29 protein-coding genes are annotated in these 26463 nt (G+C 73.2%); 21 read left to right on the top strand and 8 right to left on the bottom strand.

The features are described from left to right. Positions 1–13 precede the first annotated feature (13 nt). The 6 genes from ABD143_RS01045 to ABD143_RS01020 all read left to right on the top strand — a co-directional run bounded on the left by ABD143_RS01045 (position 14) and on the right by ABD143_RS01020 (position 5806). A complete protein-coding gene (locus tag ABD143_RS01045; protein WP_343969755.1) occupies positions 14–790 on the top strand; it encodes a glycosyltransferase family protein in 777 nt (258 codons plus the stop codon). Between the two features lie 54 nt (positions 791–844). Next, the gene (manB, locus tag ABD143_RS01040) at positions 845–1915 is read left to right on the top strand and encodes a mannose-1-phosphate guanylyltransferase (protein WP_343970241.1); all 1071 of its coding nucleotides are present in this window, start codon (positions 845–847) and stop codon (positions 1913–1915) included. A 5-nt stretch (positions 1916–1920) separates the two neighbouring features. Further along, positions 1921–2853, top strand: a complete 933-nt coding sequence (locus ABD143_RS01035; protein WP_379659634.1) for a DNA-3-methyladenine glycosylase family protein — start codon at positions 1921–1923, stop codon at positions 2851–2853. A gap of 70 nt (positions 2854–2923) precedes the next feature. Further along, positions 2924–3916 carry a 2-phospho-L-lactate transferase gene (cofD, locus tag ABD143_RS01030; RefSeq protein ID WP_343969751.1) on the top strand — a complete coding sequence of 331 codons (993 nt, stop codon included), beginning with the start codon at positions 2924–2926 and terminating at the stop codon, positions 3914–3916. 4 nt (positions 3917–3920) lie between these two features. Beyond that, positions 3921–5261, top strand: a complete 1341-nt coding sequence (locus ABD143_RS01025) for a coenzyme F420-0:L-glutamate ligase (RefSeq protein WP_343970235.1) — start codon at positions 3921–3923, stop codon at positions 5259–5261. Continuing rightward, positions 5255–5806 carry an NUDIX hydrolase gene (locus ABD143_RS01020; protein ID WP_343969748.1) on the top strand — a complete coding sequence of 184 codons (552 nt, stop codon included), beginning with the start codon at positions 5255–5257 and terminating at the stop codon, positions 5804–5806. The genes ABD143_RS01025 and ABD143_RS01020 overlap by 7 nt, the downstream gene beginning before the upstream one ends. A 636-nt stretch (positions 5807–6442) precedes the next feature. Here the strand turns inward: ABD143_RS01020 and ABD143_RS01015 are convergent. Beyond that, complete coding sequence (locus tag ABD143_RS01015; RefSeq protein WP_343969745.1) at positions 6443–7213, bottom strand: site-2 protease family protein; 771 nt, start codon at positions 7211–7213, stop codon at positions 6443–6445. 178 nt (positions 7214–7391) lie between these two features. Between ABD143_RS01015 and ABD143_RS01010 the strand changes: the two genes are divergently transcribed. Beyond that, positions 7392–7724, top strand: a complete 333-nt coding sequence (locus ABD143_RS01010) for a WhiB family transcriptional regulator (RefSeq protein ID WP_343969743.1) — start codon at positions 7392–7394, stop codon at positions 7722–7724. A gap of 253 nt (positions 7725–7977) precedes the next feature. Here ABD143_RS01010 and ABD143_RS01005 read toward each other — a convergent pair whose 3' ends face one another. Next, entirely contained in the window at positions 7978–8466 is a 489-nt protein-coding gene (locus ABD143_RS01005; RefSeq protein ID WP_343969740.1) for a metallopeptidase family protein, read from the bottom strand. A 103-nt stretch (positions 8467–8569) separates the two neighbouring features. Between ABD143_RS01005 and ABD143_RS01000 the strand changes: the two genes are divergently transcribed. From ABD143_RS01000 to ABD143_RS00940, 13 genes are all read left to right on the top strand, one after another. Beyond that, the gene (locus tag ABD143_RS01000) at positions 8570–8926 is read left to right on the top strand and encodes a DUF3499 domain-containing protein (protein ID WP_343969737.1); all 357 of its coding nucleotides are present in this window, start codon (positions 8570–8572) and stop codon (positions 8924–8926) included. Positions 8927–9045: 119 nt separating this feature from the next. After that, complete coding sequence (locus ABD143_RS00995) at positions 9046–10416, top strand: phosphomannomutase/phosphoglucomutase (RefSeq protein ID WP_343969734.1); 1371 nt, start codon at positions 9046–9048, stop codon at positions 10414–10416. A gap of 125 nt (positions 10417–10541) precedes the next feature. Beyond that, positions 10542–10763: a Trm112 family protein gene (locus tag ABD143_RS00990; protein WP_343969731.1), complete on the top strand. Its 222-nt coding sequence runs from the start codon at positions 10542–10544 to the stop codon at positions 10761–10763. A 2-nt stretch (positions 10764–10765) separates the two neighbouring features. Next, positions 10766–11875: an SIS domain-containing protein gene (locus ABD143_RS00985; RefSeq protein WP_343969728.1), complete on the top strand. Its 1110-nt coding sequence runs from the start codon at positions 10766–10768 to the stop codon at positions 11873–11875. Positions 11876–11890: 15 nt separating this feature from the next. Further along, positions 11891–13114, top strand: coding sequence for a mannose-6-phosphate isomerase, class I (manA, locus tag ABD143_RS00980; protein WP_343969725.1), 1224 nt, complete (start codon positions 11891–11893; stop codon positions 13112–13114). 229 nt (positions 13115–13343) lie between these two features. After that, a complete protein-coding gene (locus tag ABD143_RS00975) occupies positions 13344–14117 on the top strand; it encodes a TetR/AcrR family transcriptional regulator (protein ID WP_343969722.1) in 774 nt (257 codons plus the stop codon). Then, positions 14030–14950, top strand: coding sequence for a cation diffusion facilitator family transporter (locus tag ABD143_RS00970; RefSeq protein WP_343969720.1), 921 nt, complete (start codon positions 14030–14032; stop codon positions 14948–14950). The genes ABD143_RS00975 and ABD143_RS00970 overlap by 88 nt, the downstream gene beginning before the upstream one ends. A gap of 106 nt (positions 14951–15056) precedes the next feature. Continuing rightward, positions 15057–16409 carry an MSMEG_0569 family flavin-dependent oxidoreductase gene (locus tag ABD143_RS00965; protein WP_425563734.1) on the top strand — a complete coding sequence of 451 codons (1353 nt, stop codon included), beginning with the start codon at positions 15057–15059 and terminating at the stop codon, positions 16407–16409. 40 nt (positions 16410–16449) lie between these two features. Further along, a complete protein-coding gene (locus ABD143_RS00960) occupies positions 16450–16962 on the top strand; it encodes an MSMEG_0572/Sll0783 family nitrogen starvation response protein (protein WP_169399708.1) in 513 nt (170 codons plus the stop codon). 139 nt (positions 16963–17101) lie between these two features. Further along, positions 17102–17959 (top strand): carbon-nitrogen hydrolase family protein, encoded by an 858-nt coding sequence (locus tag ABD143_RS00955; protein ID WP_343969713.1) that lies wholly within the window; start codon positions 17102–17104, stop codon positions 17957–17959. Between the two features lie 40 nt (positions 17960–17999). Further along, on the top strand, positions 18000–18827 hold the full coding sequence (locus ABD143_RS00950) for a carbon-nitrogen hydrolase family protein (protein ID WP_343970230.1): 828 nt from the start codon (positions 18000–18002) through the stop codon (positions 18825–18827). 41 nt (positions 18828–18868) lie between these two features. Continuing rightward, positions 18869–19177, top strand: coding sequence for an ArsR/SmtB family transcription factor (locus ABD143_RS00945; protein ID WP_343969710.1), 309 nt, complete (start codon positions 18869–18871; stop codon positions 19175–19177). Then, positions 19177–19914, top strand: coding sequence for an SRPBCC family protein (locus ABD143_RS00940; protein ID WP_343969707.1), 738 nt, complete (start codon positions 19177–19179; stop codon positions 19912–19914). The genes ABD143_RS00945 and ABD143_RS00940 overlap by 1 nt, the downstream gene beginning before the upstream one ends. 252 nt (positions 19915–20166) lie before the next feature. Here the strand turns inward: ABD143_RS00940 and ABD143_RS00935 are convergent, their stop codons facing one another. Beyond that, the gene (locus ABD143_RS00935; protein WP_343969703.1) at positions 20167–20763 is read right to left on the bottom strand and encodes a nucleoside/nucleotide kinase family protein; all 597 of its coding nucleotides are present in this window, start codon (positions 20761–20763) and stop codon (positions 20167–20169) included. Between the two features lie 173 nt (positions 20764–20936). Continuing rightward, complete coding sequence (locus tag ABD143_RS00930) at positions 20937–22565, bottom strand: long-chain fatty acid--CoA ligase (protein ID WP_343969700.1); 1629 nt, start codon at positions 22563–22565, stop codon at positions 20937–20939. A gap of 144 nt (positions 22566–22709) precedes the next feature. On the opposite strand from ABD143_RS00930, the gene ABD143_RS00925 reads away from it, so the two are divergent. Next, on the top strand, positions 22710–23996 hold the full coding sequence (locus ABD143_RS00925) for a glutamate mutase L (RefSeq protein WP_343969698.1): 1287 nt from the start codon (positions 22710–22712) through the stop codon (positions 23994–23996). A 69-nt stretch (positions 23997–24065) separates the two neighbouring features. Here the strand turns inward: ABD143_RS00925 and ABD143_RS00920 are convergent, their stop codons facing one another. Genes ABD143_RS00920 through ABD143_RS00905 form a run of 4 tightly spaced genes read right to left on the bottom strand, consistent with a single transcriptional unit; the run spans position 24066 to position 26110 of the window. After that, the gene (locus tag ABD143_RS00920; RefSeq protein WP_343969695.1) at positions 24066–24527 is read right to left on the bottom strand and encodes a hypothetical protein; all 462 of its coding nucleotides are present in this window, start codon (positions 24525–24527) and stop codon (positions 24066–24068) included. Then, positions 24524–25054 carry an RNA polymerase sigma factor gene (locus ABD143_RS00915; RefSeq protein WP_343969692.1) on the bottom strand — a complete coding sequence of 177 codons (531 nt, stop codon included), beginning with the start codon at positions 25052–25054 and terminating at the stop codon, positions 24524–24526. Before ABD143_RS00915 ends, ABD143_RS00920 begins: the two co-directional genes overlap by 4 nt. Further along, the gene (locus ABD143_RS00910) at positions 25051–25686 is read right to left on the bottom strand and encodes a class F sortase (RefSeq protein ID WP_343969689.1); all 636 of its coding nucleotides are present in this window, start codon (positions 25684–25686) and stop codon (positions 25051–25053) included. The genes ABD143_RS00915 and ABD143_RS00910 overlap by 4 nt, the downstream gene beginning before the upstream one ends. A 10-nt stretch (positions 25687–25696) precedes the next feature. Continuing rightward, positions 25697–26110: a hypothetical protein gene (locus ABD143_RS00905; protein WP_343969685.1), complete on the bottom strand. Its 414-nt coding sequence runs from the start codon at positions 26108–26110 to the stop codon at positions 25697–25699. Positions 26111–26463 lie beyond the last annotated feature (353 nt).

The raw sequence follows: 26463 nt of genomic DNA, 5'->3' as shown, positions 1-26463 counted from the left end.
ATCGTCCGGCGCCGTGAAGGGCGACATCGTGCCCGTGTACGGCGGCCAGACCGCGGTCGTCACCGTCACGCGTTCGGGGCAGCCCGATCCCGGTCGGCTGCTCGGCTCGCTCGCGGCCGCCTGCGCCTGTCCGCTGCGGGCCGTCGTGGCCGACACCGCGGCGGCTGCGCGGGCGCCGGAGGGCGTCGAGGTGGTGCGGCTCGTCGAGGACGTGGGTCGCCCGGCCGCCGTCAACCGCGCCGTCGCAGGGCTGCCGGATTCCGTCGGATGGGTGGTGATCGCCGAGCCGGGTGCGTGCTGGGCTCCCGGCTCGCTCGACGTGCTGCTGCGCGCCGCGGCCCGGCATCCGCGCGCCGGCCTGGTGGGTCCCCGGCTGCTCGGCGCCGCAGGCGCAGTGCCGTCCGGCGGGGAGCTGCCCACGATGCTCGCGGCTGCGCGCGGGCGCGTCCCGGTCGGCGTTCCCGGTGAGGGCCCGGTCGGCTGGCTGTCGACGGCGGCCGTGTTGATGCGCCGGTCCGCGTGGGACTCGGTGGACGGGCTCGACCCCCGATATCTGGGCGGCCCCGGCGACATGGGCGACGTGGACCTCGGCGAGCGGCTCGTCCGCGCAGGTTGGCTCGTCGTCCACGAGCCGGCGGCGAACGCGTACGTCGAGGGCGGCGAAACGTCCTGGAACGGGCACGGCATCCTTGAGCCGCACGCGGACGGCCTCCGCCGCTACGTGCACGACCGCGGCCGCGTCTCGGCGAGGGCGCTACTCGCGCTCACCGGTCGGTTGCGGCGCGGGTGAGCCGCGCGAGGACGCGAGCTGGAAACCGAACGAGGAGTTGGAGGAGAACGCGTGCTGGACGACGTAGAGGCAGTGGTGCTGGTCGGCGGCAAGGGGACGCGCCTACGCCCGCTGACGCTCTCCGCCCCCAAGCCGATGCTGCCGACGGCCGGCGTGCCGTTCCTGGCGCACCTGCTGTCCCGGATCCGTGCGGCGGGCGTCGGTCGGGTCGTGCTCGGCACCTCCTACCTCGCCGAGACCTTCTCCGACCACTTCGGGGACGGGGCGGCGCTCGGGCTGGACATCGAGTACGTGGTGGAGGACCAGCCACTGGGAACCGGCGGTGGCATCCGCAACGTCGCCAAGTACCTGAGCAGCGAGGACGTGCTCGTCTTCAATGGCGACGTGCTGTGCGGCACCGACCTCGGTGCGGTCGTCGACACGCACCGGCGCACGAGCGCGGACGTGACGCTGCACCTGGTGCGGGTGCAGGACCCGCGCGCGTACGGCTGCGTACCCACCGCCGAGGACGGGCAGGTGCTGGAGTTCCTGGAGAAGACCGAGGACCCGCCCACCGACCAGATCAACGCCGGTTGCTATGTCTTCCGCCGCTCGGTGATCGAGTCCATCCCCGAGGGGCGGCCGGTGTCGGTGGAGCGCGAGACGTTCCCCGAGCTGCTGGCCGCAGGCGCGCGGGTGTCCGGGCACGTCGACACCGCCTACTGGCGCGACATGGGCACCCCCGCCGACCTGATCCACGGTTCGGCCGACCTCGTGCGCGGCGTGGCCCCGTCGGCCGCGCTGCCCGGGCCCGTCGGTGAGGCGCTGCTGCTCGACGGCGCCGAGGTCGCCGAGGGCGCGCTCGTGTTCGGCGGCACGACCGTCGGCAGAGGGGTGCGGGTCGGCGCGGGCGCGCGCGTCGAGGGCTCGATGCTCTTCGACGGTGCCGTCGTCGGCGAGAATGCGGTGGTGGAGCACGCGGTGATCGGCGCGGGCGCGCGTGTGGACGAGGGCGCGCTCGTCACGGAGACGGTGGTCGGCGACCGTGCGGTCGTCGGGGCGCACTGCGAGCTGCGGGGCGGCATGCGCATCTGGCCCGACGTCGTGCTGCCCCCGCACGCCGTGCGTTTCTCCCCGGACGTCTGACCGACGTGGCCGACGGCGCGAGCGTCCGCGAGTGGCGGCCGGACTTCCGGCTGGACCTCTCCGGTGTCCTCGCGCCCCTGCGTCGCGGCCGGGGCGACCCGACGATGCGTTCGGCCGGTGAGGGCTCGGCGATCTGGCGGGTCGGCACCACACCCGACGGCGCCGCGACCACCCGGCTGCACCGCCGCCCCGACGGCACGGTGGTCGTGCAGGGGTGGGGCCCGGGCGCGCAGTGGGCGCTCGACGGGGTGCCTGCGCTGCTGGGCGTGCACGACCGGCCCGAGGAGTTCGTGGCCCACCACCCCCTGGTGGCCGACGCCGCCCGGCGGATGCCGGGACTGCGGTTCGGTGCGTCGATGCGGGTGTGGGACGCGCTCGTGCCGAGCGTGCTGGAACAGAAGGTCACGGGCACCGAGGCGTGGCGCTCGTGGCGCGAGCTGTGCCGCCGCTTCGGCGACCCGGCGCCCGGCCCGGCGCCGGAGGGCATGCGGGTGCCCCCGACCCCCGCGCAGGTGCGCGCGATCCCCGACTGGGAGTGGCACCGGGCGGGCGTGGACCTCGCTCGGCGGCGGGCGATCCTCGCGAGCGCCGCGGTGGCCCATCGCCTGGAGCGGGCCTGTGACCTGGCCTGGGAACTCGGCGGCGAGGCCGGGCGGGAGCTCCTGCGCAAGGTGCCCGGCATCGGCGTGTGGACGGCGGCCGAGGTCGCCCAGCGGGTCTGGGGCGACGTGGACGCCGTGAGCGTCGGCGACTTCCACATCCCGACCGTCGTCGGCTGGGCGTTGGTCGGCAGGCCCATCGACGACGCCACGATGCTCGGCGTCCTGGCGCCGTACGCCCCGCAGCGGCAGCGGGCGGTGCGGTACGTGGAGGTGTCAGGCTTCCGCCGTCCAAGATTCGGCCCGAGGTACTCCCCAAGGGACTACAGGGCGATCTGAAGCCCCGTCCTTTGCCGGCATCCGGGGCGGGGAACGCCTGGGCGCGATCACGCCGCGTAGGCTCGCCGAGGTGAGAGTGACGGTCCTCGTCGGCGGTGTCGGTGGTGCCCGCTTCCTGCTCGGGGTGAAGGCGGCGCTGGGGCTGCCCCCCGTCGGGCCGGGGGAGTCCGAGCACGAGATCACCGCCGTCGTCAACGTCGGCGACGACATCTGGATGCACGGCCTGCGCATCTGCCCCGACCTCGATACCTGCCTCTACACGCTCGGCGGCGGCATCGACCCCGAGCGCGGCTGGGGCCGGGCGGGCGAGAGCTGGGTGGTGCGCGACGAGCTCGCCGGCTACGGCGCCGAGCCCACCTGGTTCGGCCTCGGCGACCGCGACATCGCCACCCACCTCGTGCGCACCAACGCGCTGCGCGCCGGTTACCCGCTCTCCGACGTGGCCGCGGCGCTGTCCACACGCTGGCAGCCCGGCGTCACGCTGCTCCCGGCCACCGACGACAGCGTCGAGACGCACGTGATCGTCGACGACCCGGCCACCAGCGAGAAGGCGCGCAAGGCGATCCACTTCCAGGAGTGGTGGGTGCGCCACAAGGCCGAGCCGCGAGCGCACGCCTTCGTGTCGATCGGCGCCGACAAGGCGAGTGTGCTCCCGGCCGCCCGCGACGCCATCCGCGACGCCGACGCCGTGCTGCTCGCCCCGTCCAACCCGGTGGTGAGCATCGGCACCGTGCTCGACGTGCCCGGCGTCCGCGACGCCCTGCGCGAGACGCGCGCCAAGGTCGTCGGGCTGTCGCCGATCGTGGGCGGGCGGCCGCTGCGCGGGATGGCCGACGCCTGCCTCACGGCGATCGGGGTGGAGACCAGCGCCGAGGCCGTGGCGCGGCTGTACGGCGCGCGCGCCGACGGGGGCGTGCTGGACGGCTGGCTCGTGCACACGGGCGACGCGGCCGACGTGCCGGGTGTGCAGGTGCAGGCGGTGCCGCTGCTGATGACCGACGTGGGCGCCACCGCCGAGATGGCGCGGCGCGCGCTCGAGCTGGCGGGTGTCGCGGTTGCCTGAGCAGGTGCCCGACCACGCCGCCCCGGACGGCATCTCGGTGCTGCCCGTGCGCGGGCTGCCCGAGTTCCGCCCCGGCGACGACCTGGGTGCCGCGGTCGCAGCGGCCGCGCCCTGGATCAGCGACGGGGACGTCGTCGTGGTGACGTCGAAGGTGTTCTCGAAGGTCGAGGGCAGGCTCGTGCCCGCGCCGGCCGACCCAGAGGCTCGCGACGCGCTGCGCCGGGAGCTGGTGGACGCCGAGACCGAGCGCGTGCTCGCCAGGCGCGGGCGCACGATGATCGTCGCCGGGAAGCTCGGCATCGTGCAGGCGGCGGCCGGCATCGACGGCTCGAACGTGCGGCGCGACGAGCTCGCGCTCCTGCCCGCCGACCCGGACGCCAGCGCGGCCCGGCTGCGCGCCGACCTCGCAGCCCGCATGGGCGTCGACGTCGCCGTGGTCGTGACCGACACGATGGGCCGCACCTGGCGGGTCGGGCAGACCGACGTGGCCATCGGCTCGGCCGGGCTCGCCGTGCTGCATCGCTACGAGGGCAGCCACGACGCCGAGGGCAACGAGCTGCTGGTCACCGAGGTCGCGATGGCCGACGAGCTGGCCGGAGCCGCCGACCTGGTGAAGGGCAAGCTCGGCGGCCTCCCAGTGGCTGTCGTGCGCGGCCTGCGCCCCGTCGACGACGGCTCCACGGCCCGCGAGCTCGTGCGCCCGCTCGACGAGGACATGTTCTGGCTCGGTACCGACGAGGCCATCGACCGCGGGCGGCGCGAAGCCGTACTGCTGCGCCGCAGCACCCGGGACTTCACCGCTGACCCCGTCGACGAGGCGGCGCTCCGGCGGGCGGTCGGGGTGGCGCTCACCGCGCCCGCCCCGCACCACTCCACGCCCATCCGGTTCGCCTGGGTCCGCGACCGGCAGCGGCGCACGGCCCTGCTCGACGCGATGGCGCACCGGTGGCGGGAGCACCTGGAGGCCGACGGCCGCCCGGCCGAGGAGATCGAGCGCCGGATGCGGCGCGGCGACCTGCTGCGCCGGGCGCCCGAGCTGGTGCTCGCCTTCCGCACGGGCGACGGGATGCACACCTACCCGGACGACGCGCGCCGGATCGGCGAACGCACCATGTTCACCGTCGCGGGCGGGGCGGCGGTGCAGTCACTGCTGGTGGCGCTCGCAGCCGAGGGCCTCGGGTCCTGCTGGGTGGGGTCCACGATCTTCGCGCCGGACGTCGTGCGCGCGGCGCTGGATCTCCCGCCCGACTGGCAGCCGCTCGGCGCCCTGGCGGTCGGGGTGCCGACGCAGCCGCTGCAGCCACGCCCGCCGCGCGATGCCGGTACGGGACTGGTCGAGTGGTAGCACCCGCCGTCGCGGCCGCGGAACTGGAGGCCTGGCAGCCTGCCGAGCCCGGCCAGCGGTCCCTCCGCCAGGCCCTGCTCGCGTTCGTCGCCGCCCGCCCCGACGACGCCTGCTCGCGCTCGTGCGTGCCCGGCCATCTCACGGCGTCCGCCCTCGTGCTGGACGCGGAAGGCGAGCACACGCTGCTCACGCTGCACCCGCGGGTCGGGCTGTGGATCCAGCTCGGCGGGCACTGCGAGCCGGGTGACGCCTCGCTCGCCGAGGCCGCGCTACGGGAGGCCACCGAGGAGTCGGGCATCCCTGGGCTGGTGCTCGAACCGGGTGTGCTGCACGTGGACGTGCACCCGATCACCTGCTCGCTGGGGGTGCCGACCCGGCACCTGGACGTCCGCTACCTCGTACGGGCGCCCGCCGGCGCCGAGCCGGTGATCAGCGACGAGTCCGACGACCTGCGCTGGTGGCCGCTCGACGCCCTGCCCGATGGCGCGGACACGGTGCCGGCGATGGTGCTGGCTGCCCGCAGCAGGCTGTCCGCCGCGGCGTAGCGAATGCCGACCGGTCCGGGCCGCCCGTCCGGGCCGGTGGTCAGTCCGTGACCGGCAGGACCGTGGGCTCCGGGGGAGCCGGCGTTCACGGGGCACCGGTGTTCACGGGGGCACCATGCAGGCGGACGATCGGCTGGTCCGTCCCCGACCAAAGTCGCCGAATCGTCGTTATGCGCCGAGGGATTCCGTGGGGCTGCGTGGTCACTGGCCAGTGTGCGAGTCATTGACCCCTGTCATGATCTTCGCCCGAAATTTTTGCAATAGTGAACGCTGGTGCGACGATCGGAGAACCTGGGGTCTTCTCTGCAGCGGCGCGTAACGATTTACAGCTCCACGCGGCGATCCTGGGACGGCGGGTTCTGATCCTTGGCGGTGAGTGATCGTCGCGGACGGCGTCCGTGGCCGAGCATCCAGCTCTCGCAGCTGCGTCAGCCATCGCCGGGTCCCTTCACCTCGTGATCGCTCCGTCGCGATCACGGATCGTGGAGACCTCAGACCTCAGACCTCAGACCTCTGCCGCTCAACCTTGCCGGCGGGTTTCCTGGCTCCCTCACCCAGTCCCAGGTTCGGCGCGAATTGCTCCGCAGGAGTCGATCAGGGCGCCGCCGAATCTCCGGACAAGGTCCGACGACCCAGCTACCGCCAGAACATCAGGACCGCGCGGCCTACGGATGCGTACCTCGGGTCGCCGCCCACCAGCGTGAACACGGCATAGCCCAGGTCGAAGAACAGCTGGGCGACCCCGGGCAGGCCGATGATCAGCAGGAACAGCACGATCGGCGCCCATGGCCGCACCCGCGCCGCCAGCTGCCGGGCGGGCGGCGACAGAAAGGGCTCCAGCACGCCGAAGCCGTCGAGGCCGGGGATCGGGAGGATGTTGAGCACGAACGCCAGCACCTGGAAGAACGCGAGTGTCATGAGCCCGACGGCGAGCCCGAGTGGCATCGGCACCAGCACAACCGCCACGGAGAGCAGCGCACCGAGTACGAGGTTGGTGAGCGGGCCGGCGAGCGACACGAGACTTCGCATCGCGCGCGAACGAATGAGGCCGTGGTTGATCCAGACCGCTCCGCCCGGTAACGGGATGCCGCCCAGTAGGAGGAACACGACCGGGAGCACGAACGACAGCCCGACGTCGGTGTACCGGCGGATGTCGAGGGTGAGATAACCCTTCTCGCGGACCGTCCGGTCGCCCCCGCGGTACGCGACGGCCGCGTGGCCGAACTCGTGCAGGCACAGCGACACCGCCCATCCGCCCAGCACGAGGAGCACGATCCCCGAGGTCAGGACGACGGACGGCCCGGTGGCGAGCTCGGGGGTGCCGAGCGCTGCGAGGACACCACCCCCGACCGCGACAGCCACGAGGAGGAGGAACCACGGGCTGACCCGGCTCGACACGTCTGGCACATCCCCATTGTGCTGACTCACGGCGGCGGACCTCCTACCGACCGGGTGCAGTGCATCACCCGGTCGGCAGCTTCCGCTTGCCAAGCCGGAACTGACAGGGCTGTACTTACATCGCTGTCATTCGGGGCCAGTAGGCTTCTGCTGCAGCCATTCGCCGGGCGCGCGGGGAGGTGGGCGAGTGAACGTGATCACAGCCGCGATGGAATTGGTCGACACGACCGCTGGGGTGCCGTACCCGGCCGCTGACCCTTTCGGGGAGGCGGTGGTCGGGTTCGACCACGACGAATCCGAAGAGCAAGACTGGCAGGAACGCGCCCTGTGCGCGCAGACCGACCCGGAGGCGTTCTTCCCGGAGAAGGGCGGCTCCACTCGCGAGGCCAAGCGCATCTGCTCAGGGTGCGAGGTACGGGCCGAGTGCCTGGAGTACGCGCTGTCTCACGACGAGCGCTTCGGAATCTGGGGTGGGCTGTCCGAGCGTGAGCGCAGGAGGCTGCGGCGCGCGGTCGGCTGACCCTGTACTGACGGGCCGGTGACAGAGCCACGTCCATGCTTCCCCCGGAGCGTGGACGTGGCTCTGTCGCTTTCCCATCGCAGCATGTTCGACGGGCTCTGGGAGCGCCCTGAACAACTCTGCCCTACTGCGCGACGCCCAGGCGGGCACCTCGCGGCGTTGGACGATCGGGCCGATACAACAGCGGTATCGGCCCGATCGTCGCGCCTTGCGATGCACCCACCTGGACGCCGCTCGCTACGGGCGGAGTTGTTCAGGACCCTCCTAGCTCGCCGCCGTCCACAGCGTCAGGCTCGATGTTGAGGTACTCAGCCACCTGCTCGACGAGCACCTCGTGCAGCAGGTCGGCGAGGTCGGCCCCGCCCCGCGCCCGCGCCTCCAGCGGCCTGCGGTAGATCACGATCCGGGCCCGCGACGGCAGCCCCTCCGGATCCACGCCCGCCGGCACGAGCTGGGCGAGCGGCACACCCACGTCCGCGAGCACACCCTGGCCCCACACCACGTCGTCGGGCGAGGTCTCGTCCACCTCCGGGACCTCGTCGACGGCGAGGTCGAGGTCGGCGAGCTCGGAGCCCCAGCGCTGCTCGATCGGCTCCAGGGCCTCCAGCACCAGCGCGTCGAACTTCTCGGCCCGGGTGCGCGACGCCGGCGTGGTGGCCGGGTACATCAGCCCCCGCAGGCCCCTGCCCCTGCGGTCGCGCCTGCGGGGCGAGCTGCGCAGCGTGCGGCGGGCTGTGGTCACCCGCTGAATCCTACGTCGCCGGGCCCCCCGGGCCGCCTCCCGACGGCTGAGTCGCCGCGCGTCGCGCTCGGGGGAACTGCCGTGCGAGAGGTATCGTCCAACCGTGCTGAGTGTGCGGCGGTGTTCGCGGACCGGGTGCACCGAGCTCGCGGTGGCCACGCTCACCTACGTCTACGCCGACTCCACGGCGGTCGTGGGTCCGCTTGCCACGCAGGCCGAGCCGCACTCCTACGACCTGTGTACCCGACACGCGCACCGGCTGACCGCACCGCGCGGCTGGGAGCTCGTGCGCTTCGAGGGCGAGTTCGCCCCGCCCCAGCCCAGCAGCGACGACCTCACCGCGCTCGCCGAGGCCGTGCGCGAAGCCGGCCGGGTGGATCGCCCCGTCGAGGCCACCCCGACGACGGGCACCGGCCGCCGCGGCCATCTCCGCGTGCTGCCAGGCGCGGGCGAGGACTGAACCGGACCGAGGACCTGCCGTTGCCTCGCTCAGGGCAATCTGCCTCGCTCGGGGACGCCACCGCGTCGGGCGCGATCCACGGGACACGGCCTACCGGGCGACCGCTAGGGTCTCCCCCCGTGGCAGACCTGTCCGCGATCGTGAAGGCCTACGACATCCGTGGTGTCGTAGGCGAACAACTCGACGCCCCGACCGTCCGTGACATCGGCGCCGCAGTGGCCCGGCTCCTGCTCGACGAGGCGGAGCCGGCGGCCCGGCCCACGGCAGTGGTCGTAGGGCACGACATGCGCGACAGCTCGCCGGACCTCACAGCGGCGTTCGCCGACGGCGTCACAGGGCAGGGCCTCGACGTCCTTTCGATCGGCCTGGCCAGCACCGACATGCTCTACTTCGCCTCCGGCACGCTCGGCCTGCCGGGCGCGATGTTCACCGCGAGCCACAACCCAGCCCGGTACAACGGCATCAAGCTCTGCCGGGCAGGCGCCACCCCGATCGGGCAGGACACCGGGCTCGCCGCGATCCGCGCGGTCGTCGAGGCCGGTGTGCCGGCCGGGCCGGGCGGTGGCACCGTCACCACCAGGGACCTGCTCGCCGAGTACGCCGCCTTCCTGCACGGGCTCGTGGACCTCTCTGGCAGCCGCCGGCTGCAGGTCGTCGTCGACGCGGGCAACGGCATGGGCGGGCACACGGTTCCCGCGGTGTTCGAGGCGCTGCCGTTCGACGTCGTGCCGATGTACTTCGAGCTCGACGGCACCTTCCCCAACCACGAGGCCAACCCGCTCGACCCGGCCAACCTCGTCGACCTGCAGAAGCGCATGGTCACCGAGGGCGCCGACATCGGCGTGGCGTTCGACGGCGACGCCGACCGCTGCTTCGTCGTGGACGAGCGCGGGGAGCCGGTGAGCCCGAGCGCGATCACCGCGCTGGTCGCCGCGCGCGAGCTGGCCAAGGCGCCCGGCGCCGCCGTGATCCACAACCTGATCACGTCGCGGGCCGTGCCGGAGATCGTCACCGAGCTGGGCGGCACCCCCGTCCGCACGCGGGTGGGGCACTCCTTCATCAAGCAGACGATGGCCGAGACCGGTGCGGTCTTCGGCGGGGAGCACTCCGCGCACTACTACTTCCGCGAGTTCTGGAACGCCGACTCCGGGATGCTCGCGGCCCTGCACGTGCTCGCCGCACTCGGCGAGCAGGATGGCCCGCTCTCGGAGCTGATGTCGTCCTACGAGCGGTACGCGTCGTCCGGCGAGGTCAACTCCACGGTGCAGGACCAGGCCGGGCGGGTCGCCGCCATCAAAGAGCGCTACGCGGGTCGCGACGGCGTCGAGTTCGACGAGCTCGACGGGCTCACCGTGAGCCTGCCGGAGGGCTCGTGGTTCAACCTGCGCGCCTCCAACACCGAGCCGCTGCTGCGGCTCAACGTCGAGGCGGCCGACGCGACGGCCGTGGCCGTACTGCGCGACGAGGTGCTGGCGGTCGTCCGCGCCTAATCTGATTGGCCCGACCCGGCCGCCTTTTCGTCGCGCAGGCGGCGGTAGCCGATCGACGGACCCGGCGGACCCCGCGCTGCACTGGCAGCATCGAGGGGAGCGCCTGCACGGAGGAAGAGGAGACCGTGGCCGTAGAGCTCGACCCCCAGCTGATGGACATCCTGGCCTGCCCCTCCGACGACCACGCGCCACTCCGGGCCGGCACGCCCACCGACCCCGATGCGGACGTGCTCACCTGCACGTCGTGCGGACGCGGCTTCCCGGTCGTCGACGGCATCCCGGTGCTCCTGCTGGACGAGGCGATCCCGCCTGCAGACTCCGCGAGCACCAGCAGGGCCGGCGATTGACCGTGCTGGACGACACCCTGCTCGCCGACCCGCGAGCGCTCGCGGCGCTCGACACGGGCGGCGTGCTGCGGTCGGCCGCGACCGCGGGGGCGCAGGTCCGGTCGGCGGCACAGGCCGCGGAGGAGGCCGGCGTCCCCCAGCTGGCCGGGACGCGCCCGCGCGCGCTGGTGCTGCTGCGCAGGCCCGGCGCGTCGGCCACCGCGGCAGGGATCCTGGCGGCGCTGCTGGGGCCCACGTCGGCCGTGCCGGTGGTCGTGACCGACTCCGTGCCGTCCTGGATCGGGCCGCTCGACGTGGTGGTGGCGCACACCGCGGAGGCGACCGACAGCGACCTGGCCGACAGCGTCGTCCGCGCTGTCCGGCGCGGCGCCGAGGTGGTGCTCTCGGCACCCGGCGAGGGGCCGGTCGCGTCGGCAGGAGCCGGCCGGGCGCGGCTGGTGGAGCCGCGCATCCCCGTGCCGCCGGGGCTCGACCTCCCGCGCGCGCTGGCCGTCGGGCTCTCCGCGCTCGGCGCCCTCGACCTGATCACGGGGCCGTCCGACGGGTCCCCGCTCGACCCGGGGCTCGAGGTGCTCGCCGACGCTCTCGACGCCGAGGCGGAGCGGAACCAGCCCAGCCACGAGCCGTTCATGAACCCGGCGAAGTCACTGGCGCTGCGCCTAGCCGACCACACGCCGCTGCTGTGGGGGACCGACCGGCTGGCCGCGGCAGTGGCCCGGCACGGCGCGGTCGCGCTCGCCACGCACGCGGGTGTCGTGGCGTTCCCCGGCGAGGTCGCCGAGGCTGCCACGGCGACCGCGCTGGTCAGGGCGCTCGATCGCGGCGCCGCGGGGGCCGACATCTTCCGCGACCCCTTCGCCGACCCGGACGGCGGGCCGGAGGCGCCCCCCGTGCGCCTGGTGCTCCTCGCGACCGGAGAAGATGACCCCGGTCAGGTGACGCTCCGGCGCACGGGCCGCGGCTGGCCGTCGGCAGACGTGCAGCACCCGGTCGACGAGGTGGCCCGCGGAGTGCGGCACGCCGCACTGCTGCGGGCGGCCCTGCTGGCTTCACGCCTGGACGTGGCCTCGGTGTACCTGGGGTTGGCCACCCGCACGATCGAGCCGGCCTGAGGAGAGCGACAGGACGTGGAGCTGCTGGACAACCCGGTGCGGGCCTACGCGTGGGGGTCGCGCACGGTGATCGCCGACCTGCTCGGCCAGCCGGTGCCGTCGGCGCACCCGCAGGCGGAGCTCTGGTTCGGTGCGCACCCGGCCGACCCGTCGCACCTCGTGCACGCCGACGGCGGGCGCACCTCGCTGCTCGACGCCTTGCGCACCGACCCGAAGCAGCTGCTCGGCCGTGATCGCGCCCAACGGTGGGACGGGACGCTCCCGTTCCTGCTGAAGGTGCTCGCCGCCGACGAGCCGCTGTCCCTGCAGGCCCACCCCAGCCTCGACCAGGCGCGCACCGGGTTCGCCAGCGAGGACGCTGCCGGCATCGCGCGTGACGCGCCCGACCGCAACTACCGCGACCCCAACCACAAGCCCGAGCTGATCTGCGCGCTCACGACGTTCCACGCGCTCGTCGGGTTCCGGGAACCGGCCGCAACCGTGCGGCTGCTGCGGGCGCTGGACGTGCCCGAGCTCGACGGGCACGCCGAGCTGCTCACCGGCCAGCCCGACGCCGACGGGCTTCGGGCCCTCTTCACCACCTGGATCACGCTGCCGCAGGGGATGCTGGACACGCTGGTGCCCGCGCTGCAGGAGGGCTGCGTCAAGCTCGCAGGCGGCGACGGAGAGTTCTCCACCGAGGCCCGGACGGTGCTTGAGCTGTCGGAGCTGTACCCGGGTGACGCCGGGGTGCTCGCTGCACTGCTGCTCAACCGCGTGACGATCGAGCCTGGTGAAGCGCTCTACCTCCCGGCCGGCAACCTGCACGCCTACCTCGCAGGCGCCGGCATCGAGCTGATGGCCAACTCGGACAACGTGCTGCGCGGCGGACTCACGCCCAAGCACGTCGACGTGCCGGAACTGCTGCGGGTACTCGACTTCGACGCCGCGCCACCGCCGGTGCTCACGGGCGCGGCGGAGGACGGCTGGTTCCGCTACGACACCCCGGCCGAGGAGTTCCTGCTGCGCCGGTTCGACGCGGCCACCGCCGCTGCGCAGCCGACCCCGGTGCCGGAGGGCGGGCCGCGGATCCTGCTGTGCACCTCGGGATCGGTGTGCGTGCGTTCGCCCCGCCGTGAGCTGGAGCTGAGCCGGGGCGCGTCGCTGTGGCTCGCGGCGTCCGACACCGAGGTGGCCGTGGTGCCGCGGGCCGACGACACTCAGCTGTTCCTGGCGAGCGACGGCTTGGGAGGGTCCTGAACAACTCCGCCCGTAGCGAGCGGCGTCCAGGTGGGTGCATCGCAAGGCGGACGATCGGGGCGATACCGCTGTTGTATCGGGCCGATCGTCCAACGCCGCGAGGTGCCTGCCTGGACGTCGCGCAGTAGGGCCGAGTTGTTCAGGGCGCTCCCCTAGGCAATGACGTCCCCTGACCTCTGCGCCGGGGCCGCGTCCGCGCGCGCGTCGGGCTCTCGAGCGCAGCCGTCTCGTGCTCGGGGCAGGGGTCGCGTTTCCGCGGTCGTCACCGGCCGCCGTAGGTCAGCCTGCGCAGCAGGGCCTCGGCCGGGCCAGGGCGGTCGGCTCGGTGCAGGAGGCCGTGCTCGATGAGCTCCAGGAGGTGGGCCTCGGCAGGCTCACCATGGAGGGGATCGCCCGGCGGGCAGGCACCGCGAAGACGTCGCTCTACCGGCGCTGGGCGAGCCCGGAGGAGCTCCTCATCGACGCCATTGCGGCCGGCTATCCCGTCGAGGTGCCGTCACCTGCGGCGGACGACCTGCGTGGCGACCTGACCAGGGCACTCGAGCTGATGATCGAGTGGTCACAGCACCCCTCCGCGCGGGCGGTGCAGGCTATCCTCGCCGAACGCGGCCGCCATCCCGAGCTCGTCAAGGCCCTCTACGCCCGAGTCTTCGACCCGGCCGGCAGCCGGTTCACGGCCACCGTGCTGCGCCACTACGCCCGGCTCGGGCACCTCGACGCCCGCCTCGTCACGCCCGTGGTGGAGGACATCGGCGAGGCGCTCGTGATCAAGCACGCCCTCGACACCGGCGAGGCCCCGACGCGGAACGGCTCGCCGCAATCGTCGACCAGGCCATCCTGCCCGCGGTCGGCATCCGTTCGGCACCGGACTAATGTCCGCGAGCGGAACCGGGCGGATCGGGCGAGGAGCGTGCAGTGGCTGCAGGCGGGGGAACCAGGGCGATCGTGGCGGCGCTACTCGCCAACGCCGGGATCGCGATCGCGAAGTTCATCGGGTATCTGATCACCGGGTCGTCCTCGATGCTCGCGGAGTCGGTGCACTCGGTGGCCGACACGTCCAACCAGGCCTTGCTGCTTCTGGGCGGGCGAACCGCACGCCGCGCCGCCACCCCCGAGCACCCGTTCGGCTACGGCCGCGATCGGTACTTCTACTCGTTCGTCGTAGCCCTGCTGCTGTTCACCCTCGGCTCGGTGTTCGCGCTCTATGAGGGCATCCACAAGCTGGAGCACCCCGAGCCGCTGACGTCACCGCTCGTCGCGGTCGTGATCCTGCTCGTCGCGATCGTGCTGGAGTCGTTCTCGTTCCGCACCGCGATCCACGAGTCGCGCCCGCTCAAGGGCAACGGCACCTGGTGGCAGTTCATCCGGCAGTCGAAGGTGCCGGAGCTGCCCGTCGTGCTCCTGGAGGACCTCGGCGCGCTCGTCGGTCTCGTCCTCGCGCTGCTCGGCGTCGGACTGAGCGTGCTCACCGGTAACCCGGTCTTCGACGCGCTCGGCACGATCTGCATCGGTGTCCTGCTCGGCATCATCGCGATCATCCTGATCATCGAGATGAAGAGCCTGCTCATCGGCGAGGGTGCCGTCCAGCCGGTGCTGCGGCGGATCACCGATGCGCTGCAGTCCGGCGACGTGCAGCGGGTCATCCACATCAGGACCCAGTACATCGGCCCGGAGGAGCTGCTCGTCGCTGCGAAGATCGCGCTGGGGCCCGGGCTGCCGCTGGAGGCCGTGGTCCGCGCCATCGACGAGGCCGAGGCGCGCGTGCGCGCGGCGGTGCCCGAGGCCCGGCTCATCTACCTCGAGCCGGACCTGGACCGCACGGCCGTCGCCGGCTGACGGCTCGGGCGCCGGCCACTGCAGGAAAAGCACTCGCAACATGCGCTAACGCCAGCGCGTTCCGGAGGTAACCGTTCGGTAGCACGCGAGCGGTCTACTCCTTTGTGTGATCGACTCCACGCACGCAGTGATGGATGGGGCGCACCTCCCCGTCGTCGTGGTCGGCGGGGGCCAGGCCGGGCTCTCCGTGAGCTGGTGGCTGGGGCGCCGCGCGATCGAACACGTGGTGCTGGAGCGCGACCGGGTCGCGGGCGAGTGGCGAAACCGACGCTGGGACTCGTTCTGCCTGGTCACGCCTAACTGGCAATGCGATCTCCCGGGGTTCCCGTACGCCGGGCCCGACCCTGACGGGTTCATGGTCCGCGACGAGATCGTCGCCTACCTGGAGCGGTACGCGGCGTCCTTCGACGTGCCGCTCGCCGAGGGCGTCGCCGCCACCCGGCTGCGTGCCCGCCGGGAGGGTGGCTTCGAGCTGCACACGACGGCCGGCCGGCTCTCGGCCGACCAGGTCGTCGTGGCCGCGGGCCCGTACCAGGTGCCGATGCGGCCCCGGATGGCCGAGCGGCTGCCCGCAGGTGTCGTCCAGGTCCACTCCTCGGAGTACCGCAGCCCGGACGCCCTGCCTCCAGGCGCGGTGCTCGTCGTGGGCACGGGCCAGTCCGGCTGCCAGATCGCCGAGGACCTGCACCTCGCCGGGCGCCGCGTGCACCTCGCCACCGGCAGCGCCCCGCGCGTCGCCCGCTTCTACCGCGGCCGCGACGTCGTGGCCTGGCTGCACGACATGGGCTACTACCGCAAGGCCGTCACCGAGTTCGCCGACGCCGATGCCGTGCGTTTCCGCGTGAACCACTACGTCACCGGCCGGGACGGCGGGCGCGACATCGACCTGCGGAAGTTCGCCCGTGACGGGATGCGGCTCTACGGTCACCTCGCGGGCATCGACGGACCCCGGCTGCGGTTCACCCCCGACCTGTGCGCCAACCTCGACGCCGCCGACGCGGTCAGCGAGGGCATCAAAGACTCGGTGGACGCCTACATCGCGGCCAACGGCATCGACGCGCCGGCCGAGGCCCGGTACGTGCCGGTGTGGGAACCCGCCGAGGAGCCGGATGCGCTGGACCTGGAGGCCGCCGGCATCACGTCGGTGGTCTGGGCGACGGGGTTCGGTCGCGACCACCGCTGGATCGAGCTGCCGGTCTTCGACGGCCGCGGCTACCCCACCCACGACCGGGGTGTGACGAGCTACCCCGGTCTCTACTTCCTCGGGCTCCCGTGGCAGCACACGTGGGGTTCAGGGCGCTTCTCCGGCATCGGTGCGGACGCCGAGCACCTGGCGCGCCAGATCGTCGCTCACCAGCACCGCACTGTGCACACCGGCCTGCACTGGCTCGCAGGCACCCCGTACCAGACCTCACCGCACGACGACGAGGACTGGATCGCCCCGCGCACCGTCGCGTGAGTCCGCCACACCCGATGAGAACAAGGAGAAGGAGCGACCCATGGCCGATCTGACCGACCTCGAGAAGCAGAGCCTCGAGGAGATCCAGCACCCCGCGCTGCCCGAGGGCTCGACCATCTACGGCGGGACGAAGGTCTTCCCCGACTACCAGGCCGAGAACGGAGAGACCTACTTCACGCTCGTGCACGGCATCGCGCACGAGTCGTCGGTGAGCTTCGTGGCGATCCTGCAGGCCACCAGGGCCCTGCGGAAGGGCTTCGAGTCGGCCATCTACTTCTACGGCCCCGGCTCGCTGAACTGCCTCGCCACCCGCGGTTTCCCGACGACGGGCAACTCGGCTTTCCCCGGCGAGCACAACATCAACAACTCGCTCGGCACGTTCATCCAGGAGGGCGGCAAGGTCTACTGCTGCCGCTTCGGGCTGTCGCTGCACGGCGCCCGCGAGGAGGACCTCATCGAGGGCGTCATCCCGACGCACCCTCTCGACGTGCAGGACGCGTTGATCCACTACGCCCGCAAGGGCGCGATCATCAACTCGACCTACATGTTCTGAGCAGTCGGCTGGCGGACGGGGCGGGGGTCGCGGACGCGGCCCCCGCCCCGTCGTCGGTGCCCCCCGGCGGAACCAATGGCGGTGGCGGGCCTCCACCCGCGGCCCCGTCACCCGTCCATGACAGATCGGAGCACGAGAGATGGCAAAGCTGCGTATGGCCGCTGTGGCGGCCCCGTTCGGGCGGGACCTCGAGGAGGACTTCGCCCGTGTCTCCACGATCGTCGCCGACGCGCGTGCGGCCGGCGTGCGGCTGCTCGCCCTGCCCGAGGCGTGCCTCGGCGGATACCTGGAGAGCCTGACCGGCCCGGGGGAGCCGCCGCCCGCTCTCCGCCCCGACGGTCCGGAGATCGCGCGGCTGGCGAAGATCGCGGGAGACATGGTCGTGGTGGCCGGCTACTGCGAGCAGGGCGACGACGGCAGGTTGTACAACAGCGCGGCGTGTGTCACGGGCGACGGCGTGCTCGCCGGCTACCGCAAGGTGCACCAGCCGCTCGGCGAAGGGCTGAGCTTCGGCCGCGGCGACCGCTTCGCCGCGTTCGACTCGCCGGTCGGCAGGCTCGGCATGCAGATCTGCTACGACAAGGCCTTCCCGGAGGCCGCCCGGGCACTCGCGCTCGACGGTGCGGAGATCGTCGTGTCGATCTCCGCGTGGCCGCTGAGCGCCACCGACCCGCACCCCGACCCCGCGCAGGACCGCTGGACCCGCCGCTTCGACCTGTTCGACCGGGCCCGCGCGCTCGAGAACCAGATCGTCTGGCTCGCCGCCAACCAGTCGGGAACGTTCGGCCGCCTGCGGTTCGTCGCCAACGCCAAGGTCGTCGACGCCGGTGGCGAGATCGTCGCGGCGACCGGGCAGGCCGCGGGCACGGCCGTCGCGGAGATCGACGTGGCCGCTGCCCTCGAAGAAGCCCGCCGCAGCATGGGACACCTGAGCAACCGGCGCCCGGAGGCGTACGGCGCGGCCGGGCCGCCGATGCCGGTCGCGGCGGTGGCCTGACCGCAGTGGCCGTCGCCGGGGTCTGTGCGATGGTGGCGTGGTGGGGGTGACCAAGATCGGCGCCGTCGCCGCGAGCTTCGGGCGTGACCTGGAGTTCGACCTCGCTCGCATCGGCACCCTGATCGAGCACGCCCGCCGCGACCGTGTGGGGTTGCTCGTGTTACCTGACGCCGCCCTCGGCGGCTACCTCGACGACATCGCCGACCCCGACCCGAACGCACTGCCCCCCGCACTCGACCCTGACGGGCCCGAGCTGGCAGAGGTCGCCGCCTTGGCCGGGGAGATGGTGGTCTGCCTCGGGTTCTGCGAGGCCGACGGCGACCGCAGGTACAACACGGCCGCCTGCGTGACGGGGGACGGGGTGCTCGGGCTGCACCGCAAGGTGCACCAGCCACCGGGCGAGTCCCGGGTGTACGCGGCGGGGTCGGGGTTCTCGGCGTTCGACTCGCCGGTGGGGCGGCTCGGGATGCTCGTCGACCACGATAAGACGTTTCCCGAGTCGGCCCGCAGCCTCGCCCTCGACGGGGCCGAGGTGCTCGCGTGTCTGTCTGCGTGGCCGACGAGCGTCACGAACCGCGCTCCGCGTATGGCCGACGACCGGCAGGCGAAGCTCTTCGACCTCTACGACCGGTCACGGGCCGCGGAGAACCAGGTGGTGCTCGTGTCGTCCAACCTCACGGGCGCGGCAGGCCGCATGCGGTTCCTCGGCCAGGCCAAGGTCGTCGGGCCGGACGGCGGGATCCTGGCGCGCACCTGGTCGAAGGCCGGGATCGCGATCGCCGAGGTGGACGTGGCCGCGGCGGTGGGCTCGGCCCGACGGGTGCTCGCCCACCTGCGGGAACGGCGACCGGAGACGTATCGCGGTTAAATGCCCTTGCAGCTATATAGCTTCGCAAGTATGTTCGCGTCGTGACGTTCGAGGTGCTCGCCGAGCCCACCCGCAGACGGATTCTCGACCTGCTGCGGGAGCGCCCGCGGCTCGTCGGGGAACTGACGGCCGAGCTGGGCCTGAGCCAGCCCGGCACGTCCAAGCATCTGCGGGTGCTGCGCGAGGCCGGGCTCGTGAAGGTGCGGGTCGATGCCCAGCGCCGCTGGTACGAGCTCGACCCCGCGCCGCTCGCCGAGGTGGACGTGTGGCTCGCGCCCTACCGCTGGATGTGGGCCGACCGCCTCGACGCCCTCGAACGCCACCTCGACGCGGACGACTCGGAGGAATGATGACCCAGAGCGTGCACACCGGCGACGACGGCCGTTCCGTGCTGCGGATGGAACGCCGCCTCAAGCAGAGCCCGGAGAAGGTGTGGCGGGCGGTGACCGAGCCCGAGCGGCTCGCGGAGTGGTTCCCCACCACGGTCACCCCCGACCTGCGCGAGGGCGGGGCGGTGGAGTTCGGCTTCGGCTCGGCCGGCATCGTCACCGACCTCGACGAGCCGCGGCTCTTCGCCTTCACGTGGGACGATGACCACCTGCGGTTGGAGCTGCACCCCGACGGCTACGGCACCCGGCTGGTCCTGGTGCACACCTTCGCCGACCGCGCGGGCGCCGCGAGCTTCGCCGCGGGCTGGCACACCTGTATCGCAGCCCTCGGCCTCGCCCTCGACGGCCGTGCGGGCGAGGACCCCGGCGTCGACCACATCGCGATGCACGAGCGGTACGTGGCCGAGTTCGGGCTCGAGACCCCGGTCGTCGAGGGCGCGACCGCGCGTATCGAACGCCAGCTGACCCGCCCGGCCCAGGACGTCTGGAAGGCGCTGGAGGCCGAGGCGCCTGCCGACGCCGTGCGCGACGGCGACGTGCTCGAATATCCGGCGGCGGGCGGCGGCACGCTGCGGTGGGAGCTGGGCGAGGGCACCGGGCACGGCCCGCGGCTGTTCCTGACCCACGTGGGCGCCGGCGGGGACCCGGCCACGGCCACCGCGGAGCTGCGCGGCCTGGTGGCCCGCCTCACGCAATGACCAGCTGGTGTGGTCGACGGGCGAGCTGAAGGTGAGCCGGTACGAGCGCCCCACCCCGCCCTGAGTTCTGTGGCGCTTGCAGGCTCTGCACACACATACGCACCAGGCGGCCGTGAGATGGACATGAGAGCGGGGAACTCAAGATCCAACAGCTCAGGTGCGGATCTCACGGCCCGCGCGCGAGTAGGTGGACGCGTATGTGTGTGCAGAGCCTGTGTGTGCAGAGCCTGAGGCCGCCCCGGCAGATGGCGGTCAGGTCAGCAGAGCCACCTCGTGCTCCACGTCCAGCGCCACCGTCGGCGCTCCGTCCAGCCGCAGGTCCGCCCGGGCCTCCGTGTCGTCGGCCGCGAAGTGCGCCAGCTCCTGGCGGGCCCAGCGCTCCCAATGCGGGCGGTAGCTCTCGCCGTCGCGCGCGATGCCCCGGCGGAAGCGCTCCTCCCGCGGCGCCTCCATCCACACCAGCAGCGCCGTGCGGCCCGCCGTCGGTCGGGAGCCGGCCCCCACCCCCTCCACGACGAGCAGCGGCGGCGTGCCGAGATCGTGCTCCTCGGCGTACTCGCGGCGCTCCCAGTCGTAGCGCCGGTAGCGCGCTGGTAGGCCCGCCGCGAGGGGCTCGACGATCCGGTCGCGCAGCAGTGGAACGACGGCGGCGAGCCCGTCCCAGCCCGGGTAGATGTCGTCCATGTGCAGCACGGGCGGGCCGCCCAGTGCCGCGGCGAGGCGCCCCGCGAATGACGTCTTCCCCGAACCGGACGGGCCGTCGACGCACACGAGCCGGGTGTGCGCGCAACGCGGTGGCGCCGCCAGAACACGCTCGGCGACCGCGCTGATCGGAAGGACCGCGGGCATGACCCGAGCGTGCGCCGCGTCGGCCGCCACGAGTCCTCCTCCTCCGGCGACGCGCTGATCGTCGCGATGTCGCGGTAGGCGATCCGCAGCGCGGCGAGCTCGGGGTCCCCCGGCCACGGAGTGAGCGGTCTGATGGTCGTCGGTGGTGCAGTCGCGGAGCGCTGCGGGAGCGTCTAGGTGACCGGCGTCTGCCCGGGCACCTGGTAGCCACCGAACTTCTCACGCAGGGTCTTCTTGGAGAACTTCCCCACGCTGGTCTTCGGCACCTCGTCGATGAACTCCACCGCATCGGGGAGCCACCACTTCGCGACCCGTGGCTCAAGGTGAGCGATGACCTCCTCCGCGGTGAGCGTCTCACCCGGTTTGACGACCACGCACGCCAGTGGCCGCTCGACCCACTTCTCGTGCGGGATGGCGATGACCGCGGCCTCTGCCACCTTGGGGTGGGCCATGATCTCGTTCTCCAGCTCGACCGAGCCGATCCACTCGCCGCCCGACTTGATCAGGTCCTTCGTCCGGTCGACGAGGCGGACGGAACCGTACCGGTCGACCGCGGCGACGTCCCCGGTGCGCAGCCATCCGTCCTCGGTGAACTGCGCGCCGCCACCCTCGCCTCGGTAGTACTCGGCCGCGATCCACGGCCCGGCCGCCTGGATCTCGCCGCTGGTCACGTCGTCCCACGGCTGGATCTCGCCGGTGCCCGGGTCGACCAGCCGGAGGTCGACGAGCGGTACCGGCTGGCCCTGGCGGGCGCGCAGGTCGGCGCGCTCGGCCTCGGCCAGCTCGGCGTGGTGGCTGCGCAGGACCGACATGGTGGCGATCGGGCTGGTCTCGGTCATGCCCCAGGCGTGCAGCATCGGCACGCCGATCGCCTCCCGGTAGGACTCGGAGAGCGCCCTCGGCACGGCGGAGCCGCCGCAGAGGATTGTTCGCAGCGGAGTGAGATCGTGGTCGGCGAGCAGCGGCAGCATCCCCATCCAGATCGTCGGCACCCCGCCGGTGACCGTGACGCGGTGGCGCTCCAGGAGGCGTGCGACCGCCTGCGGAGTCATGTTGGGACCGGGGAACACGATGCTCGACCCGGCGAGCAGGCAACCGTAGGGGAGGCCCCAGGCGTTGGCGTGGAACATCGGCACGACGGGCATCACGACGTCGTGCTCGGAGAGCGCTGCGCCGTCGGCGATGAGCGTGATCAGCGCGTGGAGCACCGCGGAGCGGTGGCTGTAGACCACACCCTTCGGGTTGCCGGTGGTGCCCGACGTGTAGCACATCGCGGCGGCCGTGTTCTCGTCCGCGACGACGAAGTCGCCCGCGAACGGGGTCGCCGCCGCGAGCAGTGCCTCGTAGTCGTGCACACGCGGGTCGTCGGGCACCGGTACGTCGGCGCCGTCGTCGATGACCACGTAGTGGCGGACCGTCTCGAACCTGTCCACCAGCGGCCACAGCAGCGGAAGCAGCGACCGGTCGACGAACACGACCTCGTCCTCGGCGTGGTTCGCGATGTAGACGAGCTGCTCGGGGAACAGCCGGATGTTGAGCGTGTGCAGCACGCGACCGCTGCACGGGGCCGCCATGTACAGCTCCAGGTGGCGCGCGGTGTTCCAGCCGAACGTCCCGACGCGGCCGTCCGCGCTGACGTCGAGGGTGTCGAGCACGGTCGCGAGCCGGCGCACCCGCTCGGCCCACTCCGCGATCGTGGTGGTGCGCTCCCCGTCGACCTCGGCGGTGACCAGTGGCTTGTGCCCGAAGTACTGCTCGGCCCGGTGGAAGACGTGGGGCAGTGCCAGTGGCCGGTCCTGCATCAATCCGAGCATGGGCCCTCCAGAGCGATCTATGCCGTGGGTCACTGCGGAAGTTACCTCCGGACGGGTGTCTTGACCATCAGAGTGGGAGAGCGCCGTTCGGGTACAGGCCTTTCGGCTCACCAGCGGTTAGGCTCGGTCGCCATGACCCCCGCCGACGAGGCCGCCGCGGTCTGCCTCGATGTGGGGTCGACCTGGACGAAGGCCGTTCTCGTCCACCCCGACGGCGCGCTCGGCGGTTTCGCCGAGCACCCCACCACCACCGGCGACGTGCTCACCGGCATGGACGCGGCCGTGCGCGCGGTGTCGGCGGCCGCACGGTCGGGAGACGAGCCCGAGCTGCTCGCGTGCTCATCGGCGGGTGGCGGGCTCCGCCTGGCGGTCGTCGGGTCGGAGCGGCTGGTGGCCACGGAGGCGGGGCATCGGGTGGCGACCTCTGCGGGTGCACACGTCGTCCACGTACACGCCGGGCCACTGGAGATCTCTGACGTCCGGCAGCTGCGCAGCGCGCGCCCGGGAGTCGTCCTGCTGATGGGCGGGGCCGACGGCGACGACCCGTCCGCGTTGCTGCACAACGCGGGCCGGCTCGCCAGGGCCCGCATCCGGCACCCGATCCTCCTCGCCGGCAACGCCGCGGCTCGCGAGGACGCGCTCGCGCTGCTGCGCGCCACCGGGCGCCGCGTGCTGGCCTGCGACAACGTGCTGCCCCGGCGTGGGGAGGTCGTGCCGGGTCCGGCACGGGAGGCCCTCGCGCAGCTGTACCGGCGCCACGCCATCGGAGGCCGCGGCCCCACGGTCGCGCCGCGGTTCCGCAAGCTCGTGCGGGTCGTGACGCCCGACGCCGTCGGTCACGCCGCCACCGAGCTCGCCCGGATCTGTGACGCGCGGGTGCTGCTCGTGGACGTCGGGTGCGCCACCACCGACGTCCATTCGGCGGCCGGATCCGAGGCGCGCCGCACCGTGGAGGGCGACCTCGGCGTGCGCGCCGCGGCGTGCGGGGTGCTCGTCGAGGGGCAGGCCGAGGGCATCGTCGACCCGGTGGAGGCCGACCTGCTCGGCCCTACCGTGGCGCGGATGGCGAGCGAGGTCGGCTACGTCCCGCGCGACCCGGGGAGCGCCGCGGAGGACCGCCGCATCGCCGCGCTCGCCACCGTGATCGCCGTGCGCAGGCACCTGCGCGTGCACGCCGACGCGGGGAAGGCTGTCGGGCTCGTCGTGCTCTCGGGCGGGGTGTTCCGCCAGCGCGACCGGTCGGGCGGGCTGGCCGCGGTGGTGGCGACCCTGCGCGCCGACCCGGTGCTCGCGCCCGCCCTCGCGGACGTCCCGGTCGTCGTGGACGCCGATTTCGCGGTGGCGCCCGCCGGGCTGCTCGCGGCCCGCGGCCGCACGCCGGCGGCCGAGGCGCTGCTACGGGACCACCTGCTCAGCTGAGAACTCGCGGGCGGGTACCCGCGAGTCGCTGGGAAAGTGCGCGCGAGTCGCTGGCGGGTTCAGGGGGCGTCACCGCGCGGGTGCCGGTGTGGAGAGGGGGCGTTGGGGCGGTGGCGTTGCCTTGGTCGCCGGCGCGGGGTTCTGGGGCACCACCTGCGGCGGCACCGCGGCGGTCGGCACGGGGGCGGCTCCCGGCCGGGGCACCGGAGCGGTGGTCGGCGGGGAGGGCGGCGGGGTGAGTGCGGAGTCGGGGGCGCGGGTCTGCGCCGGGCGGTCGGGACTCGGTGCAGCCGGGGCCACCGTGGGCTGCTGCGCCGGCGCCACCTCCGGTGCTGGGGCCGTGAGCACTGCCGTTGCGCCGACCACCAGCACGGCAGCGGCTGCGGCGGCCACGATAGCGAGGCGCTCGCGCCTGCGGTGCAACGTGCGGTGGCGCTCCCGGACGCCGGCGAGCAGTTCCGGTGCGGAGATGCCCTGGTCGAGGGCGCGGTCGTGCAGGCAGGCCCGCAGCGAGTCCTCGGTGTCGGTCACGGCAGGCTCCCTTCGCTGATCCGGACGTCCGCGCCGGCGCGAAGCGCCGCCAGCGCGCGTTTGGCGTGTGATCGCACTGTGGCCTCGCGGCAGCCGATGAGCCGGGCGATCTCGGCGTCGGGCAGGTCCTGGTGGTAGCGCAGCACGACGACGGCGCGCTGCACGGGCGTGAGCCGCGCGAGGACGGTCTGCAGCTCGTCGCGCAGCACAACCCGCTCCTCGACGCCGGGTGCGGGGCTCCCGGTCGCAGGCAGCGGGTCAGCGGCGGGGCGTTCCCGCGACGAGAGCCTGCGCCGCCACGAGAGAAAGTCGTTCAGCACCGCCTTGAAGACGTACGCACGCACGTCCTTGGCGTGGGAGACGCGCGACCAGGACAGCCCGACCCTGGCGAGGACGTCCTGAACGATGTCCTCGGCGCGGTGGTGGTCCATGGTGAGCCGCCGTGCGAAGGCCAGCAGTTCGGGGCCGTGGACCAGCACGAACGCCTCGAAGGACGGCGGCGGGGTGCGCTCGGCCGCGGTTCTCATCGGGCGGTTCCTGCGGATGCGGCCGAAGCGTAGACGACGATGTTGTCCTCGTAGCTGCCCGCGGACCTGTCGAAGGCGCCGCCGCAGGTGATGAGGCGCAGGCCCGCATGGTCGAGGTCGCCGTACACGGCCTCGGTGGGGAACGCGCGTTTCGGGTACCGGGCCACCTCGTCGACGCGGAACGTGACCGTGGTCCCGTCCGCGCGGGCCACGCCGATCGTGTCGCCGGGCAGCAGCGCCGCGAGGTCGTAGAACACAGCCGGACCGGAACGCAGCGAGTCGACGTGCCCGAGGATCACCGCCGGCCCGATCTCGCCGGGGGTCGGCGAGCCGTCGTACCAACCGGGCTCGTCGGACTCCAGTGGTGGCACCTCGACCGTGCCGTCCGCGTTGAGGCCGAGTGTCAGCAGCGGGGTGCGCACCCCGATCGCCGGAACGTCGAGCGCGACCGGGGGCGAAGGCGCCAGCACGATGGGCCCGGCCTGCGGCGGCGCGACCGGGATGGTCGGGGGCGGTGTGAGGCGCCCCGGGCCGGGTGCGCCCGTCGCCGCGAGCGCCAGCGCCCCGGACCCGGCCAGCGCCAGCACGACGGCGAGCGCGAGCAGGGTCCGGGCGCCCGGCAGGGATCTCACGCCGCTGATCTCAGTCCGCTGCGGAGTTCCGGCGGCGGCGCGTGACGGCCGCGCCGGCCGCACCTGCGGCCCCGGCGAGCCCGATCGCGCCGATGGCGACCAGCGCGGCGTCCGGCCCCTCCGTGCTGCCGCCGCCGGTCGCCGGGGCGCCCTGGGGGACGCGGACGACCTGCGGATCCTGCGGGACGCCGGGTCCCGGCACCTGTGCGGGCGTCGCGAAAACGGTGGGGGACGGGGTCGGGTTGGCGGCAGGGGCCGGCCGGGCGGGAACAGGGGTCGCGGCGGGGGCAGAGTCCGGCCGGATGGGGGGAGGCGTCGGCGGGGCGGGCGCCGCGGCGAGAGCTTGACCGGGGAGGACGCCGAGCAGCGCCGTGGACACGGCCAGCCCGCCGATGAGGCGGAGGACGGGGGTGGGGAGGGCCATCGTCGTTCCTGTCGTCGAGTGCGATGTCACCCCTGTGACGGGGTGGCGGCGGCCCTGCGTTGCGGGTGTGACGAGCAGCACGTGCCGGTGCGCCGGCCGAGTTGACAGTCGTGCCGAGGGTCGGAATCCTTGGTGGGGCAACCGTGTAGTCGGGGTCGAGAGGCGCTGCGACGGACTGAAGTCCGCCACGCTCGACCACCTGGCCGTTGCATGAACGTAAGGGCGCCTGCACCTCGCACGAGGAGGGCAGGACATGACACCGTCATCCCGCTCGGCCCACGCTCCGCGTCGGCCGGTGCCCTTCTCGTGTTCGCCCCGTTCGGCGGGCCGTCGCGCGCCGCGACGGGCGTCGA

Origin of the sequence: Pseudonocardia aurantiaca (assembly GCF_039526725.1) — a bacterium.
Lineage (GTDB): Bacteria > Actinomycetota > Actinomycetes > Mycobacteriales > Pseudonocardiaceae > Pseudonocardia > Pseudonocardia aurantiaca.
Note: the sequence above shows the minus strand (reverse complement) of the source record. Positions and strands in the feature narration are given on the sequence as shown.